This window comes from Staphylococcus sp. HMSC072E01 (genome assembly GCF_001814125.1).
GTDB lineage: Bacteria > Bacillota > Bacilli > Staphylococcales > Staphylococcaceae > Staphylococcus > Staphylococcus hominis.
Map to the genome: position 1 here is coordinate 133,617 of NZ_KV814959.1, position 17,897 is coordinate 151,513.

Below are 17,897 nucleotides of genomic sequence, written 5' to 3' on the forward strand. Positions count from 1 at the left end.
CTATTTATCTTTATTAAACAGTATAGAGAGTAAATATGAACTGAATATGAACAACAAAGAAAATTGTCTTAGATTTTAAAGATTCGTATAATAATTAGAAAAGGAGCGAAAAGTAAATGATAAAATGTTTAATTGTAGATGATGATCCAAAACTCTTGCATTACGTTTCTAAACATTTAGAAGCGGATCATATAAAAACCGTGACACATTCGAGTGGAGAACAAGCATTAAAATATCTTAATCATCATCGCGTGGATATCACAGTTGTAGATATTATGATGACAGGTATGGATGGATTTGAATTATGTCAATTATTAAAAGATCACTATCAATTACCAGTTATTATGCTAACAGCACGAGATGCATTAAGTGATAAAGAACGCGCATTTGTCAGTGGCACAGATGACTATGTAACTAAGCCATTTGAAATTAAAGAATTATTATTTAGAATTCGTGCCGTTTTGCGTCGTTATCAAATTAATACACAAAATAAGATTGAAATAGGAAATGTCATTTTAAATGATGAATTTATGGAGGTAAGTGTAGCATCTAAAAAAATGAATCTTCCTACTAAAGAATTCCAACTCCTATTTTTATTATGCACTCATCCAAGACAAATTTACACAAGAGAGTCTATTATTGAAAAAATTTGGGGTTTCGATTATACAGGCGATGAAAGAACAGTAGACGTTCATATTAAGCGTTTAAGAACACGGTTAAAAAAATTAGAGGCAACTATTGAAATTCAAACAGTAAGAGGTCAGGGATACAAGGTGAATAAAGATGTTTAAAACACTATATAGTCGCATTGCAATTTATACTATTACTGTGATTATTTTTAGTGCATTAGTTAGCTTTTTCATTGCAAATATACATTATCATTTCAATCTCAAAGAAAATAATGACACTAAAATTATGCGTACGTTAAAAGAAGCTCGTACTTATGAACATCAACTTCCTTCAAAATACGTAAAATCTTATTTTCAACATTTAGGACAAATGAATTATCAAATCGTTACCGTCGATAAACAAGGACAAAAAACATTTTATGGTGAACCTTTTAGAAAAGATACACTGTCCTCATCATCTATTAACCAAGTTATGCGTGGTCATGATTATCACGGTATAAAAAACAAACCTTTTGAATTATTCGTGACAGGTTTCTTTGATAATGAAACTGATAACACTGTGGGTATAAGATTTTATGAAGACCATGAACCTATAGCAGTATTTATGCGACCAGATATAGGTAAAACATTCGGCGAGTTTAGAATATTTTTATTGGTATTACTTATTTTCTTATTGTTGATATCTATTTCACTTGTTATTGCTTCAACATACTCAATCATTAAACCTATTAAAAAGTTAAAAATGGCGACCGAACAATTAATGAATGGGAATTTTGAAACACCCATTTCTCATACACGTCATGATGAAATTGGAACTTTACAGTTTCGTTTTGATACCATGCGTCAGTCATTAAAACAATTAGATGACATGCGTCAACATTTTGTTCAAAATGTTTCACATGAAATTAAAACACCTCTTACACATATTGAAAGACTATTAACTGAATTACAATTTGCGCATTCAGAAGATGAACGTCATAGCTTAATCAATGATATTCATTTAGAAATTACACGTCTTAGTAACTTAATAAAAGAACTACTATTACTATCTGAATTAGATAATGCGAATCACTTATCTGTTGACGATAATTTAGAATTATCTTCACTCATTACTGATATCATTCGACATGAACAATACACGATTGATGATAAATCATTGATGTTATTATCTGATATGCATAAAATATATTTCCAAGGAAATCGTCGCCTTTTACATCAAGCATTTTCGAATCTAATTCAAAATGCTATTAAATATTCAGATATAAATGGCATTATCGATATTACTTTGAATCAAGAAAATAATCATATTATTTTTGCGGTAACAAATGAAGGACAAACTATTTCTAAACAAGCGATACCACATCTATTTGATCGTTTTTATAAACTCAATGCTAGTGATAATAGTAATGGTTTAGGACTAGCAATTACTAAGTCCATCATTGATTTACATCACGGTAAAATATGTGTATCTAGTGATTCTGAAAATGGCACGACATTTAAAATTCTATTTCCGCATATCCTATTTTAACTTAATCGAAAAAACAGGCAGTGTTAAAAATGACACTACCTGTTTTTTCGATTATTTCACATTTAAATATTTTCTTACTTCTTTATTTACTGCGTTATAAACTTCTTCGTGCTCATTAAGCTTAAGTCCGTATGATGGGATCATCTCTTTAATTTTTGGAATCCAAGCATCAAATTCATTTTTGTAACAGCGTTTTAATACATCTAGCATGATATCGACAGCTGTTGAAGCTCCTGGAGAAGCACCTAATAATGCTGCAAGTGATCCATCATCAGAAGTAATGACCTCTGTACCAAATTGTAAATTTCCTTTACTATCTTCTGTATCTTTAATCACTTGAACACGTTGTCCAGCAATAACAACTTCCCAATCTTCGTCTCTAGCATTCGGTAAAAAGATTCTTAAATCATTCATTCGATCTTTATGACTAAGCATTAATTGGGAAACTAAGTATTTAGTTAAATTAAATTCTTTAACTCCTGCTGTTAACATCGTCACAATATTATTCGGTTTAACAGAACGAATTAAATCTAAATTGGATCCTGTTTTCAAAAATTTAGGTGAGAAGCCTGCAAACGGTCCAAATAATAGAGAGCGTTCTCCATTTACAAATCGTGTATCTAAATGTGGTACAGACATCGGCGGTGCTCCAACATCTGCTTTACCATATACTTTTGCATAATGACGTTCAATAACGTCTTTGTTTTTACAACGTAAGAAAAGACCACTTACTGGGAAACCACCTACATGTTTAGACTGCTTAATTCCAGTTTTTTGTAGAAGTGGAAGACTTGCTCCTCCAGCACCAATGAACACAAACTCAGATTCAAACGTGTGAATTGTATTAGACTTCAAATCTTTGACAGTCACTTTCCAATAACCATTATTTAATCTTTCAATATTTTGAACTTCTTGATGATACGTAACATCTACTTTATGTTCTTTTAAATTAGAAATTAATTTTTTAGTGAGTGCTCCAAAGTTTACATCTGTACCAGTTTCATCCCGAGATAATGCAATAGGAACGGGTGATGTTCTACCTTCTACCATTAACGGCACCCATTCAACAATTTTATCTCGATCTTCTGTGATTTCCATTTTTTGAAATAAAACATTTTCTTTTAAAGCTTTTACACGTTTTTTCAAAAAGTCTACGTTTAAAATACCTTTAACAAAGCTCATATGTGGCACAGATTGAATAAAATTACCTGGATGTTCTAGTTGACCAGTTCTAACTAGATAAGCCCAAAATTGTTTAGATACTTGGAACTGTTCATTAATTTTAATTGCTTTTGTTACATCAATACTGCCATCTTTATTTTCTTTTGTATAATTCAATTCACATAGAGCTGAATGTCCTGTTCCAGCATTATTCCATACATTAGAACTCTCCTCACCTGATTGTTCCAATTTTTCGAAAATTTTAATTTCTTTTTCTGGAGATAAGTCTTTTAGTAATGTTCCTAATGTTGCGCTCATTATTCCGCCACCGATTAAGATGACATCTGTTTTGCTATGTTCTATATTCATAACAACCCAGTCCCCCTTTTATAATCACATCTTCAGTCGAAATAAACACGACCATTTTTAATTTAAAACGCTTTCTTTAATTGATAAAAAAATAAATATTAATTTGACGTTAAAAGCGTAAATAACATTTTAATTACTATAGTAATTATATACATAATTTCTCTTTGAAAAAAGTATTTACACGAATTATCACATTATTTTATCTCTATTTTCAAAAATATTTTAATTTCATTATAAAGCTCACAACATTTATACAGTTGGTTTATTACATGCTATAATTTTTATAATATTATTAATAACGAGGTACAATCATGAAATCATTTACATTTTTAATGCATAATATATACGCCTTAGGTGGCACAGTTAAAGCAATGACTGAACTAGCAAATACCTTAGCGGACAAAGGTCATAACGTTGAAATTATCTCTATTTTTAGAGCTAAAGATATGCCTTACTTCAAACTTAATTCTTCTATTAAAATAAAGTCCTTAGTTGATTATAGATTAAAACCACAAAATGTGATTTCTATCTTTATGAATCGACTGAATAAATACACTCCTTTATTAAAGCCTATCTACCTTTCAAAACATGAGCCTGGTTTAAATCAATTCTCCAAGTATATTGAACATAAACTGATACGTGCAATTAATGATATAGATACCGATGTACTCATAGGTACAAGAGCAAGTTTTAATATATTTATTTCTAAATATTATCATGGACATGCAATGACAATAGGTATGGAACATATGAATTTAAATGCCTATCCCAAAGCGTATCGACAAGAAATATTAGATGCTTATCAACATCTAGACGCACTAACCACTTTAACTCATACTGATAAAAACCATTATGAATCATTCATTGAAACACCTGTATATGTCGTTCCTAATATTATTCGAACTAAAAAATTAAATTTACCTAAAAAAAATATTATTTTAAGTGCCGGACGTCTAGAATATGAAAAAGGTTATGATATTTTAATCGAAAGTGTCCAACTCATTAAAGATACGCTTAGACAGAAAAACTATAAAATCGAGATTTATGGTGAAGGTCAAGAACATCAAAATTTACAAGAAACTATTAATCATTATCAGCTTAATGACTTAATAACCATACATCCAGCCACTCAACACCTTAATGAAAAATTGGCACAAAGCCGACTGACTGTCGTTCCTTCACGAAATGAAGGGTTTGGAATGGTCATATTAGAAGCAATGGCTCAAGACAATATTGTTATTAGTTTTAAAGATACACTTGGACCTTCACAACTGATTCAACATAATAAAAATGGTTATTTAGCAGACTATGCGAATGCACAATCATTAGCAAAATATATTGATCTTGCTATTCAAAAGAGAACGCATTCAGAAAATATGATTAAATCGAGTCATCAAACTCTTGAACATTATTCTCCAGATAAAATTTACGATTATTTTTATTCTATTTTCAAATAAAAAAGGATTGCAATCGGAATTCTCCGAATTGCAATCCTTTTAATGATATCTACATAAATATAGATAAGATAAATGTCCAAATACAGATAAAGATAAGTAGTCCAATACTATATTTCAGAGTCATTTTAAGTAATTCTGACTCTTTACCCACTTGTTTTACAGCTGCTGTTGCAATTGCAATAGATTGTGGTGAAATCAATTTAGCTGCAACCCCACCAACAGTATTAGCTGCAACAAGTAATGGTGCACTTGTACCAATTTGTTGTGCTACAGAAGCTTGGATTGGTGCAAATAATGAGTTGTTGTTTACTACTGAACCTGTCATAAACACACCGATCCAACCTAATACTGGAGATAAGATTGGGAAGACGCCACCTGCTTTTGCAATACCTTGACCCATAGCTGCACTTAAACCACCATAAGTTGTGATCTTAGAAATTGCTAAGATGAAGCAAATTGTTACAATTGGTAACCATAATTCTTTAAATGCTTCGACAAATAAACGCCCTGCATCACCAAAGCTAACTTTTTTAGACATTAATACTGTAATAATAATTGTTAGTAAAATGGCAGTACCAGTTTGACCAATAAAGTTAAAAGTTAACATAATTGGTTTGTGTGTAACATCACTGTATGTGCCTGGTAAATTGAAATTAAATACTAATGCTGATAAAGGACCATTTGGTGCAAATAAGTTTTTGAAGAATGTTGCACTCCAAATCATAACAATAATAGTTAAGATAATGAATGGACTCCATGCATATAGAATTTCTTTACCACTATGCGGTTTAACCGCTTCTGGTTTAACATCTTTTTGAATTCTAAAGATATTTTTCGGTTGAACTTTTTTAGAAAATACTGCTAAAACTCCCATTGTTACTAATGGTGGAATAATATCAGCTAATTCTGGTCCAACAAATACTGTAATTAAACCTTGTAATACAGTAAACGTAATTGATGCTACCAAAATTTGAGGTAATGTTTCTTTAATACCTTTAAATCCATCAATAATAAAGATTAATAAGAATGGAATAATAAAGTTAATAATTGCCAAAGTTAAAGTAGATGTTTGAGAAACAGCCATGGCTTGTACGTGACCTGGTAAATGAAGTGTATTCACAATACCTACTGGAATACCAATTGCACCAAATGCACCTGAAGCCGCATTAGCAATTAAACATAACATTGCTGCTTGTAAAGGTTTGAAACCTAATTGAGCAAGTAATAATGCACAGATTGCAATTGGCACACCAAAACCAGCAGCACCTTCTAAGAAACCATTAAACGCAAAACCAATTAATAGTAATTGAATACGTTGGTCTTGAGAGATACTCATGATACTATCTTGAATTGTGCTAAATTGACCTGATTCTTGAGTCGTTTTATATAATAAAACGGCCATAATAACAATATAACCAATTGGAATAATACCTTGATAGAATCCCTCGATTACACCGCCTGTCGCAATACCACCTGGTAATTTAAAGAATGGGATAGCGATAAGTAAAGTCACTACTAAAGTAGTAATTGCTGCATAAATACCTTTCATTTTAAACACTGTTAAACATAACAAGAATAAAATGATTGGAATCGCTGCAATCAAACTAGATAACACTAAGTTACCAAAAGGGTTAAAAGAATGTACTAACATAGTTTAAACGCTTCTTTCCTTAATATTTTATTATATTGATGAATTATCTAGCTAAACAACTAAAAATTCACTTTTCTAATTTTAACAGGTATTCACAAAAATTAACATATTGTAATCAAGTTAAAATTAGAATATTACACTTTTTATTTTTGTGAATATTTTCACAAAAATAATATAACATTTCTTATCACAATTGACAATACTGTAAAAATAATTTATGTCAACAATAGTAGTAAGATCTATTTGAATTTTCATAAACATATGATTTTATATTATCATTCATGTAAATATGAATTTTTTAAAAGTGCATGGTAAAATAAAAATATGAAATTTAGGAGTTAAAGGATAATGCATAATGATTAAACAAATAAATATATCTAATATGTCACATCTAGATATACAACTTAATAAAGCTAAATCTGCAGGGTATTCACATTTTATCCCCTATTCTAACGAAATAAAAATTAATCAAGACATGCTTAATGCTGTCTCATTAGGTGAACATTCTATTGCGGTTGATTACACAATCCATGGTGTTTATCTTAATGATTGTCGTTATTTTGGGAATGATAAATTAAGTTTTCTCGCTTGGATGAATAATATTAATCATTATCCAAATATCATTTATAATATTGATACTGCGTTGATTTACCTTTCAAAATATCAAATTCAATCTATTATGGATCTAGCAGTCATCACTATTTTAAAAAATGAGATCGATATAGATGGACATGTGGTTTTTGATTTTATTGAGGAAATACAGACATCTAGTTCATTTTGGAATTCGTTAGATACAAGAGAAATTAAAATTGCCAATCACTTTGATTTAAATAAACTAGCTTATATCCACGGCCATTCGATTCCATTTCCTAAATATAAGCATCCATTAGCTGACGAAACTCTTCGTTTTGCTGATAGCTGGCTTGTAACAACAAAATTTAAATTGCCTAAATGGATGTACAATAAAATTCATCAACGTGCGATTCAAAATCATAAAAAACTAAGTTATGTCTATACTAAAGATACATCCAAATTGAAAAATCATGTCGTATTTTTAGGATTCGATTATGGCTATAGAGGTAACTCTAAATACCTTTTTAATTACTTTGTAAAACGAAATCCAACAACAGAAGCTTATTACATTACAAACGATAGACATGGACCATATTTCCTTCCTATTGATGCAGAACATAATAAAGAACTTATTGAAACTGCCAAAATTGTAGTCATTGAAAGTTATATGCCTGAAGCGTATCAACCTAATGGTACAGTCATTCAATTATGGCATGGTACGCCTATTAAAGAATTATTTTTAGATAGTAAAGAACCCTATCAAAATCAAAATATTTATAATTACAGAGCAAGAAAATATAATAAATGGAAACACCAATCATATGTCTTATTAGATTCAAAAGCTTCAGAAGGTTTATTTGAGACTGCTTTTCCTAATGAAACGGTTCAATTTCTTCCTTTTGGTTATCCAAGAGTAAGTTATTTACTAAACTATAAAGATAATCAAAATCAGCAAAGAAAAATACGTGAAAAATTAAAACTTAATCATACAAAACCTGTTTTATTATATGCGCCAACATGGCATAAAAATACAGAATCATTTACACCTTTAACGATGACACCAGAGTTACTAGAAAAATACTATGTAATATATAAGGGGCATATTGAAGGTGATGATGTTATTCCAGAAGGTGTCATTGAGGCTCCTATAGATATCGAAACACAAGACTTAATCTTAATATCAGACATTGTACTTACTGATTATTCTTCTATCATTTTTGATGCCTTAACTATTGATAAAAAAGTTTGTTTATATACTCCTAATCACAAAGAATATAAAGAAGAACGTGGCGTCTATATTGATGTGCTGAACAGTCTAGCAAAAGTTTGGTACACAAACGAAGAAGTGTTACTAAATCATTTAATACATGATACGATTCCTACCATTCACCGACATGCACTTATAAATCGTAATAATCAATCTCTAAAAAAACTAACTCAACTTATGAGAGATATTTTAGATAAATAATAAAGCACTAAGAGGACAGAAAAGTTCTGTCCTCTTAGTGCTTTATTGTGTTATTTTAAATTTCTTTTTCCATAATTAAATCCATGTCTATTACATTACCATTAATAAAGTCATGGTGTCCTGTAATTTCAAATCCTTGCTTTTTATAAAAGTCAATGGCAGAAGGATTATTTTCCCAAACACCTAACCATATTTTTGATTTATTATATTCCTTTGCTTTATCAATAGCTAATTGAATAAATTGACTTCCTCTTCCTCCACCTTGGTAATCCTTATCAAAATAAATGCGTTGAATTTCTAAATATTGATCACCTTTTGGTTCAGTTTGTGTTTCATTAATATTTAATTTTAAATAACCAGCAATCTCATCATCTACCTTATAGAAATAGTGAAATGATTGGTGATGTTCGATTTCTGATAATAACTTCGTTTCATTATAGTTTTCTTTAAAAAATTTTTTAAAGTTTTCATCAGTATAACTACCTTTAAAAGTATCATAAAACGTTTTTTCTGCAATTTTTCTTAACTCACTTACATTATCTTTTTTAATTTCTTCAATTTCTTCTTTCATATTTTCCCTCTTTTTATTGTATTTATTTTTCTCAAAACCAGATAATATCTTATTCCTTATCAAACACATTCCAAACACTATATTAAATTATTTTTTTATAAATTAAAATATATATTGATAATAATTATCAATAAGTATAAAGTAAAGATAGATTATATTAAAGTGAGGTGTTTAAGATGTTTCATGAGTTATTTATATTAGGGATTGCTGGACCTACCAGTTTAGTCATTATTAGTATTGTTGCATTAATTATTTTTGGTCCTAAAAAATTACCACAATTTGGTAAAGCGATTGGCAGTACTTTAAGAGAATTTAAGTCTGCAGCTGAACACATTGATTCAGATGAGGTGGAGGAAACACCCAGTAAACATTCTAAACAACAGCGAGACAAATCAAACTAGTTCGACCTTACTCGAACACTTTGAAGAATTAAGGCGACGTTTAATTAATATACTTATTTCATTTTTAATTACTTTGCCGTTAGTATACATATCATCTAAATGGTGGATCACAACTTTTGTTTACCATATTAAACGCACTCAAGTTGTTTTACATACTTTTTCATTCACTGAAATGATTCAAATCTATATACTAATCATTAGTTTTGTAACTTTGTGCTTAGTTCTTCCTATTATTTTCTATCAATTATGGGCATTTATATCACCAGGGCTTCATCAACGTGAACGTTTTTTTATTTATAAATATAGTTTATTATGTACTGCGTTATTTATCATTGGTGTCGTTTTCGCCTATACTATCGGATTTCCATTAATTATAAAATTTTCATTAACATTATCGAAAACAATGTATATTCAACCAGTGATTGGTTTTAATGCTTATTTACATGAATTAATAAGGTGGTTATTTATATTTGGTGTCGTCTTTCAATTACCTATGTTTTGTATGGGACTAGTTAAAATGGATGTAATAGATATTAAACAATTACACCAATATCGCAAATATATTTATTTTACTTGTTTCATTATTGCTAGTATTCTTGCACCACCAGATATCACTTTGAATCTATTTTTGACTTTACCACTCATTATTTTATTTGAAATAAGCATTCTTTTAACTAAAATAACTACTCGACATTAATGAATTCGAATCAAATGCAAAAGTCTCAAACGAGTAAATTAATCTACTCGTTTGAGACTTTATTTTTAACTTAGATATGATGCTTTGTTTTAGTATGTTTTAAAGTGAAATAAGCAATTAATAGTATATAAATTAATTGTGCACTCATCGTTTCAATACTTGGATAAAAACCAATGATATTAAGTGTTGGAATATGCTCAATACTATGTTGTGTTATCATTCCAAGTAATTGTAATTTTTGAATACTAATTCCTAACATTTTAAATGCCATAATAAATATTAAAATAGAAAGTACTCTAAAAATAAAATATATAGGTATCAATCGTATAACTGTTTTGAATAACAATGTAAATATGCTTAATATAACAATGGCTAGTATAATTCCTATAACAAAATCTAAAGTTTTTATACTTCCCATCATTCCCATATAAAAGATAATGACTTCAACGCCTTCTCTCAAAACGGATATTAATCCAATTGTACCTAATAATGCTAAGTTTCGATTACTTATTGCATGGTGATACATTTGTTGAATCATATCATTCCATCGCTTAGCACTTGAACGTCTATGCATCCATATACCCACAATATACATTAAAACAACTGCTATTATTCCTAGTGCTGCTTCCATACCTTCACGTAATAATCCATTATTTCCTAGTACTTGAATAAAGATAAGTGCTAATGCGAGACTTAAAATCAAACCTAATATAGCGCCACCAATGACACTTGTTGTCCCTTTAGTGTCTCTAACATTTCTTGTCATAGTTGTTAATGTCAATATGATTAATAATACTTCTAATCCTTTACGTAAAAATATAATCATTACATCTATGGATGAATATGCGTCTTCACTTACAGTATCTTTAATTTCAGAATTTATTTTTATTAAACTTTCTTTAATACGATCTTTATTACTACTATCTAAAATACTTTGATAATATGGAATTTTATCTTCAATTTTTGTATATAAACTACTGTTTTTAGTTTGAATTTTGCCTTCAACATAAGGCCATATTTGTATAAATTTAGTCAGTGCCTCATCTGATTGTTTTAACTGATGACTCTCGATACCTTTGATTGCTTTCTCTAATTCAATATTAAGTTGGGTAACTTTATATTGATTTTTTTCAGTATTGGATTGCTTTTTATCAACAGTATCAATACTTGTTTTAAATGTCTTCCAAGCATTATCTACTTTTTTTATGTCTAATGGTTCTTTTTGAATAGCTACACGTAACTGCATCAAGTACACTTCTATTTGTCCATATTTATTTTCATCATAATTTCTGATGGCCGTTTCATGTTTTTTCCAAATTTGATTTAACATATTATTAATAGACTGTAATTTTGATCTATCTTTATTTTTTACAGCTTCTTGCATGATATTATCTTTTGCGTTAATTTGTTTTTTTAAATTTCTAATATCTTTATCAATATCATCAGTCGACACAGAACTTTCGTAAACGATGAGAGATTTTGTTAACTCCGATAACGAGTCGATTTGTTTATTTGTAGTCGTTGCTTGATCAATCATATGAAGTTTCGATTTAACATCTTTTCCTTCTTTATTTCCTTTAATATTTAAAGACATTATTTTATGTTTTACTTCATTCAACACGTTTTGTTTTTCGTTATAATTTAATTGTTTGTGCTCTAATGTCGATTTCGCATCAGAGATAGCTACATACGCATCATTTAATTGACTATCATTTGCAACACTAACTGAAGTCAATGAAAACAAACGTGTAATAATGATTAAGAGAGTAATTATCGATATCTTAACTAAATAGTGCTTCACCGATATAGCCTCCCTTTTGTATCCCTGGTAATACAAGAAATGATGCAGAACCTCGATGTGTGATATATTCGTTTAATTTATCATTGTGTCCTAAATTATTTTGAATATCGATAAACTGTTGAATAGATTTTTGGAAACAAATAAACATGAGTCCAGTATCTAAGTCACCTGTTTTAGCATTTGTACCATCATTATAATTATATGCTCTACGTTTAATAGAAGTTTTTACTTCACGAGCTAAACGGGTATGCGCATTCTCATCGATAATATACTTACCCTTATTATTTTTAGCCTTTAAATCAATATTATCGAATTCTTTCTTACCTGTTAGAGGGGCACCTGTAGAACGTTTACGACCAAATGTTGCTTCTTGCTCTTCTAATGCAGTACGATCCCATGTCTCAATATGAATTTGGATTCGTCTTATAATGCAATACGTCCCATTTTCTGCCCATCCATTATCAATAAATACATATTTTTTTAAGTCGTTATTGTTTCGTGGATTAACTGTACCATCTTTAAATGCCATCAAATTTCTCGGTGTTTCATTTTTTTTAGTAGAAATAAAACCATGTTGTGACCAGCGCATTTTAATGATGTCTCTAAAAGGTCGTATTAAGTTATGTATGGCATGAAAAGTAACTTGAGGATCATTTGAACAAGCTTGAATCATAATATCTCCATCACTATACTCTTCATCTAATTGATCATTAGGAAAATGAGGTATATCTCTAAAATCAAATGGAATTTTAGATGATAATCCTATTTTTTTCAAAAAAGACTTACTCACGCCATATGTTAAAGTGAGTTTGCTAGCATCTAATCCTATTGATTCACCAGTATCTACAGGTGGTAATAGTGTATTGTTACTATTTTCCCCAATAATAGCACCGTCAGTCATACTAACAGACATTTGAGTCCATTTTTTAAACATATCTTTAATTAATGTTTGATCTTTGGACTTTAAATCTAATGCAATGAAATTACAATTTTTTTGAGTTGGTGTAGTAATACCAGCTTGAATATGTCCATAAAATTCATATGAATCGTTTTCTTCACTTTCAGGAGTATCAAACATAGATTTAAACGAAAAGATACTGCCTACACTACTTGCTCCAATAACAGCACCAGCACTTCCTATACCTAGTAACTTTAAAAATGAACGTCTAGTCATTTGAGGGTGATTTTTATGATTTATATTACTCATTCTGTAACCACAGCCATTTTACTTAATGGTTCTCCTAGTGAGTTAACTGCATCTGATAACGCTTTTCTATCTTCTTTAGTTACTGCACTATAATCTTTATAACCATCATTATTTTTATATTTATCAAGTAATTGATTCACTTTATTAAAATTATCCATAATTGTAGAACTCAATTTTTTGTCTTTCTTTTCTAATTCAGATTTAAATAATTCATAAATTTTTTGAGCACCTTCGATATTTGCTTTAAAATCATATAAATCGGTGTGAGAGTATATCTCTTCTTCTCCAGTAATTTTTGATGTAGATACTTCATTTAATAAATCCACTGATCCTTGTAGCATTAACTTAGGTATAATATCTAATGTATCTACTTTAGCATCTAATTCTTTAGCATCTTTTAGTAATTGATCAGCATCCTTCTTAGTCATTTCATCTATTTTATTTTCTTGATAAAGAGATTTTTCAATTTTATGATACCCTGTCCACTTATCTTCTTTTTTCTCTTCTTTCATATCAGCTAGGCGGGCATCGATTTTAGGATCTAAATCGCCAAATGCTTCAGCTACGGGTTCAGAATGTTCATAATACATGCGTACTTTAGGATACAAAGATTTTGCTTTTTCAATATCATCTGCTTTTATTGCAGATACAAATTCTTCAGTTCCTTTTAAAAACTGATCTAACTGTTCATTTGTATATTTTCTATATTCTTTAGCTGCTTTCTGTAATGCTACTTTATTCTCATTTGTAGATTTTTTTGAAGTTTTCTCATTAGCATTATCGTGATTATTATGACCACAAGCTGTTAATAGTAGTGATGATGTTAGTAAAATAGTTGGTAATTTCTTCATAATAAATTCACCTCATTAAAATTTAGTGATTATCTTTTGATGTTAAATATTTTAAAATGTATATTCTCTACATCTAAATTTTAAAATTGCAGTTTTATATCTCTATCAACATGATTATTATCAAGTGATAATCATTATCAATAAAATTATATATTTATGCTGTTTTACTGTCAATATCATTATTTTTTTATCAAAATATAGGCTATTTTATATTTAATTTATATAAACTTTTTAACTTAATGACTTGTTTAAAATGTGGTATGGTTATTTAGGATATGCAATTAACATCTAATTTTTTATTTTTAAGGAGTACGATTTTATGAGTGTAAATTTCAAAGCGTTTATGGTTGAAAAAGATAATGATGGCACTGTCACAAGTGATTTCAAAGATTTATCAATCAATGATTTACCTGAAGGTGAAGTTTTAATAAAAGTTCAATATTCTGGTATTAATTATAAAGATGCCTTAGCTACTGTTAAAGATAGCGGTGTACTTAAATCATATCCAATGGTTCCTGGAATTGATTTAGCAGGTACAGTTGTAGAATCTGATGATCCTACAATCGAAAAAGGTGAAGAAGTTATTATTACTGGCTATGATTTAGGTGTCAATCATTACGGGGGATTTAGTGAGTATGCCCGTGTTAAATCAGATTGGATTGTTAAATGTCCTGAAAATCTAACACTTGAAGAAGCGATGATTTATGGGACTGCTGGTTACACAGCTGGTTTAGCAATAGAAAAATTAGAACAAGCAAACTTTATGACACTTGAGGGCGATAAAGTACTTGTACGTGGCGCTTCTGGTGGTGTTGGCTCTTTAGCTGTAATGATGTTAAATGAACTTGGTTATAAAGTTGTAGCAAGTACTGGAAATAAAAAAGCTACAAATAAATTAAAAGAATTAGGAGCAAGAGAAGTTATCGATCGTATTTCTGAAGATAGTAATGAAATATTAGGAAAAAGAACTTGGCAAGCTGCTATTGATCCTTGCGGTGGTCCTGGAACACCTTATATAGCAAAGCATCTAACAAATGGTGGCGGTGTTGCATTAATTGGTATGACTGGAGGTAACCACTTTGAAACTTCAGTATTTCCATTTATTCTTCGCGGTGTAAGCGTCGTTGGACTTGATTCAGTTATGACACCAATGAAATTACGTCAACGTGTATGGAGAAGACTAGCAACTGATTTAAAATCTAATAAATTACATGAAATTAAAAATACAATTGCTTTTAAAGATTTAAAACATTCTATTGAGACAGTACTTAATCATGAGAACGCTGGAAGAATTATTATAGATTTTGAAGCATAGTTCATATTTATTTAATAAAAAAGAGCAAGAAACCCAGTTTATAGTGGTTTCCTGCTCTTTATTTTTAAAGATAATAAGTTATATCTTTTTTATCTTTTATTCTTGTTATTTTTTTGTTTTTTTCTACGATTTTTTAATACTAATCCTAGACCAACTAATAGTGTCATTAATTCAATCTCTAATTGAATAGATGTACCTTCTGAACCAGTATCAGGTAATCTATGTGATTTAGATAAATGACCGTTATTAGATTGAATACCGTCAACATTTGATTGATTTTGATTATTGTCTTTGTTGTTATGACTTAAGATATTTTCAATTTTATCAATATCAAGCATATTCAATTTGTCCATTAATTGTTGGATAATTGAACCGATATCATCAATATGTGATTTATCAATTTCTTTTAACGTATCATGTCTAAGTTTTTCAAGATAATCAATTAATTTAGCTTTTTGTTCATCTGTTAAATCTTTGCGTGCGTTAATTTCTTTAATTTTATTATCTATTAACGCATTAGTAATTTCTTTTGCAACAATTTTCGCTATATTATCTTTGCCCTCTTTAAGTTTATGGTTAATTTCATTGATATCATTTGCGTTATCAATGTTTTCAAGCGCTTTTTGTAAAGCTCTGTTTATTTCAGCTATCGCTTTTTGTTTCTGAGCATCAGTTAAGTTAGAATTATTTAGAATTTCTTGGCGTTTTTTATTAGCAAAATCAATAATTTCTTGTTTAGCCAAAATTTTAGCATCAATTAATGCTTTTAAATTATCGATTTCTTTTTGAGTATTATCTTTAATCTTATTAATGTCCGTTAATGTAGTTGCATTATTAATCTGACTCTTTGCATTTTCAAGAAGACGCTCTAATTTAGATTTAAGTTTTTCTTTATCTTCTTTAGAAAGGTTAGGATTGCTGTCAATTTCATCTTTCAATCGGTTAACTTCATTTTCTAACTCTACTAAAGCTTTTTGTTTAGCTAATTCAACTTGATGTTTTCCATCTAAATCATATTTTGCTTTTTTAATATCTTGAATTAATTTATTAATTTCTTCAAGTGATGCATTTGTACCAATACCTTTATTTATTAAGTCTTCAGCTTTTTTAATAAGTTCATCGTAAGCGGATTTTTTATCTGGTGAAGCTTCTGAATAATTAACAGAATGCTTGATATCTAAATTATCAGCTATTTCATCAATTAAATGTTTCATAGCTTTATCCACTTCTTTAGCTTTATTAATAATTATATCTAAATTATCACGTGAATTTTCATTATCTACCATATTGTTAAACGCATCTTTTTGTGCATTGTTCAAATGTTCTAAGTTTTCCAATATGTGTTTAACATTATTTCTAGCATTTTGTAATTTTTCTGCACCATTTAAATTATTTTTAGCATCAATTATCTTATCTTTAAGTTGATTTATCACGCTAGGGTCAATAATAGGATTTTTTACATCATTAATTAGTTTTTCAGCTTCTTTTAAAGCATTATCATAGGTATCTTTTTTATCTTTATCTCCATCAGTATAATTAATACTTGCTTTGACTTTATCTTTTTCAGCGATGTTTTCTTTTAATTGTTTCATCGCATCATTTAATAAATTAGTATTATGTTTAATATTTTCTAATTCATCAGAAGTTGTAGAAGCTTTTGTCTTTTCTATTAATTTATCCTTCTGTGATTCTGTTAAATCAGTTTGTTGTTTAATTTTTTTAATGACAGCATCATAATCTAATATTAAGTCATGTTTAGCTTGTTCAAGTTCATCTTTAGCACGTTTCACATTTTCGATAGTTTTATGAATTTCATCAACTGTTGAAGTTGGGTTATCAATAACTTTTTGTGCATTAGCTAATGTATCTTTTGCTTGACTTAATTTATTTCTATAATTTTCAACAGAATCACTAGTCATATTTTTAGTTTCAGGCACCTGATTAATGCTTGTTTCTAAATTGTTTTTAGCATTATTCAATAAAGTTTTGTCTGGAATTAAATCATGTTTAGCTTGTTTTAATGCAACTGTAGCTTCATTTACTTTAGCTATTGCTTGCGCAATTTCCCTAGATGTTGCATCGTCATTTTCAATCACTTTTTGTACGTCTCTGCTTACTTGTTCTGCCTCTACTTTCTTAGCTTTATAATTATTCGCAGTTACTTCTGTCATTCCTGGTGTTGGATCTTGTTCTGCTATTGCTTCATCAAGTTGACGTT

General features: G+C 29.2%; 14 protein-coding genes. 7 read left to right on the forward strand and 7 right to left on the reverse strand.

The features are described 5' to 3' along the window. Positions 1–116: 116 nt before the first annotated feature. Both HMPREF2953_RS01575 and HMPREF2953_RS01580 read left to right on the forward strand, forming a co-directional pair. The gene (locus HMPREF2953_RS01575; RefSeq protein WP_049334630.1) at positions 117–791 is read left to right on the forward strand and encodes a response regulator transcription factor; all 675 of its coding nucleotides are present in this window, start codon (positions 117–119) and stop codon (positions 789–791) included. Further along, complete coding sequence (locus HMPREF2953_RS01580; RefSeq protein ID WP_070671449.1) at positions 784–2,157, forward strand: sensor histidine kinase; 1,374 nt, start codon at positions 784–786, stop codon at positions 2,155–2,157. Before HMPREF2953_RS01575 ends, HMPREF2953_RS01580 begins: the two co-directional genes overlap by 8 nt. Before the next feature lie 51 nt (positions 2,158–2,208). Here HMPREF2953_RS01580 and mqo read toward each other — a convergent pair whose 3' ends face one another. Then, positions 2,209–3,687 carry a malate dehydrogenase (quinone) gene (gene mqo, locus HMPREF2953_RS01585; RefSeq protein ID WP_070671452.1) on the reverse strand — a complete coding sequence of 493 codons (1,479 nt, stop codon included), beginning with the start codon at positions 3,685–3,687 and terminating at the stop codon, positions 2,209–2,211. A 311-nt stretch (positions 3,688–3,998) separates the two neighbouring features. On the opposite strand from mqo, the gene HMPREF2953_RS01590 reads away from it, so the two are divergent. Then, positions 3,999–5,144, forward strand: coding sequence for a glycosyltransferase family 4 protein (locus tag HMPREF2953_RS01590; protein ID WP_070671454.1), 1,146 nt, complete (start codon positions 3,999–4,001; stop codon positions 5,142–5,144). 49 nt (positions 5,145–5,193) lie between these two features. Here HMPREF2953_RS01590 and HMPREF2953_RS01595 read toward each other — a convergent pair whose 3' ends face one another. Beyond that, complete coding sequence (locus HMPREF2953_RS01595) at positions 5,194–6,795, reverse strand: L-lactate permease (protein WP_049334634.1); 1,602 nt, start codon at positions 6,793–6,795, stop codon at positions 5,194–5,196. 355 nt (positions 6,796–7,150) lie between these two features. Between HMPREF2953_RS01595 and HMPREF2953_RS01600 the strand changes: the two genes are divergently transcribed. After that, positions 7,151–8,836 carry a CDP-glycerol glycerophosphotransferase family protein gene (locus HMPREF2953_RS01600; RefSeq protein ID WP_070671456.1) on the forward strand — a complete coding sequence of 562 codons (1,686 nt, stop codon included), beginning with the start codon at positions 7,151–7,153 and terminating at the stop codon, positions 8,834–8,836. A 55-nt stretch (positions 8,837–8,891) separates the two neighbouring features. Here HMPREF2953_RS01600 and HMPREF2953_RS01605 read toward each other — a convergent pair whose 3' ends face one another. Further along, positions 8,892–9,407 carry a GNAT family N-acetyltransferase gene (locus HMPREF2953_RS01605; RefSeq protein WP_070671458.1) on the reverse strand — a complete coding sequence of 172 codons (516 nt, stop codon included), beginning with the start codon at positions 9,405–9,407 and terminating at the stop codon, positions 8,892–8,894. A 176-nt stretch (positions 9,408–9,583) separates the two neighbouring features. Here HMPREF2953_RS01605 and HMPREF2953_RS01610 point away from each other — a divergent pair, with 176 nt between their 5' ends. Together HMPREF2953_RS01610 and tatC are read left to right on the forward strand one after the other, a co-directional pair. Continuing rightward, positions 9,584–9,808, forward strand: coding sequence for a twin-arginine translocase TatA/TatE family subunit (locus tag HMPREF2953_RS01610; RefSeq protein ID WP_017174935.1), 225 nt, complete (start codon positions 9,584–9,586; stop codon positions 9,806–9,808). Next, complete coding sequence (gene tatC, locus HMPREF2953_RS01615; protein WP_239666073.1) at positions 9,750–10,505, forward strand: twin-arginine translocase subunit TatC; 756 nt, start codon at positions 9,750–9,752, stop codon at positions 10,503–10,505. The genes HMPREF2953_RS01610 and tatC overlap by 59 nt, the downstream gene beginning before the upstream one ends. A gap of 70 nt (positions 10,506–10,575) precedes the next feature. Here the strand turns inward: tatC and HMPREF2953_RS01620 are convergent, their stop codons facing one another. Genes HMPREF2953_RS01620 through efeO form a run of 3 tightly spaced genes read right to left on the reverse strand, consistent with a single transcriptional unit; the run spans position 10,576 to position 14,364 of the window. Next, the gene (locus HMPREF2953_RS01620; RefSeq protein WP_070671459.1) at positions 10,576–12,306 is read right to left on the reverse strand and encodes an FTR1 family protein; all 1,731 of its coding nucleotides are present in this window, start codon (positions 12,304–12,306) and stop codon (positions 10,576–10,578) included. Beyond that, on the reverse strand, positions 12,287–13,513 hold the full coding sequence (gene efeB, locus HMPREF2953_RS01625; RefSeq protein WP_070671461.1) for an iron uptake transporter deferrochelatase/peroxidase subunit: 1,227 nt from the start codon (positions 13,511–13,513) through the stop codon (positions 12,287–12,289). The genes HMPREF2953_RS01620 and efeB overlap by 20 nt, the downstream gene beginning before the upstream one ends. Further along, positions 13,510–14,364: an iron uptake system protein EfeO gene (gene efeO / locus HMPREF2953_RS01630; RefSeq protein WP_070671463.1), complete on the reverse strand. Its 855-nt coding sequence runs from the start codon at positions 14,362–14,364 to the stop codon at positions 13,510–13,512. The genes efeB and efeO overlap by 4 nt, the downstream gene beginning before the upstream one ends. A 319-nt stretch (positions 14,365–14,683) precedes the next feature. Here efeO and HMPREF2953_RS01635 point away from each other — a divergent pair, with 319 nt between their 5' ends. Next, positions 14,684–15,679 (forward strand): acrylyl-CoA reductase family protein, encoded by a 996-nt coding sequence (locus HMPREF2953_RS01635; RefSeq protein ID WP_070671465.1) that lies wholly within the window; start codon positions 14,684–14,686, stop codon positions 15,677–15,679. Between the two features lie 89 nt (positions 15,680–15,768). Here the strand turns inward: HMPREF2953_RS01635 and HMPREF2953_RS01640 are convergent. Next, on the reverse strand, positions 15,769–17,897 hold a 2,129-nt coding region (locus HMPREF2953_RS01640), incomplete at its 5' end, for a DUF1542 domain-containing protein (protein ID WP_070671467.1).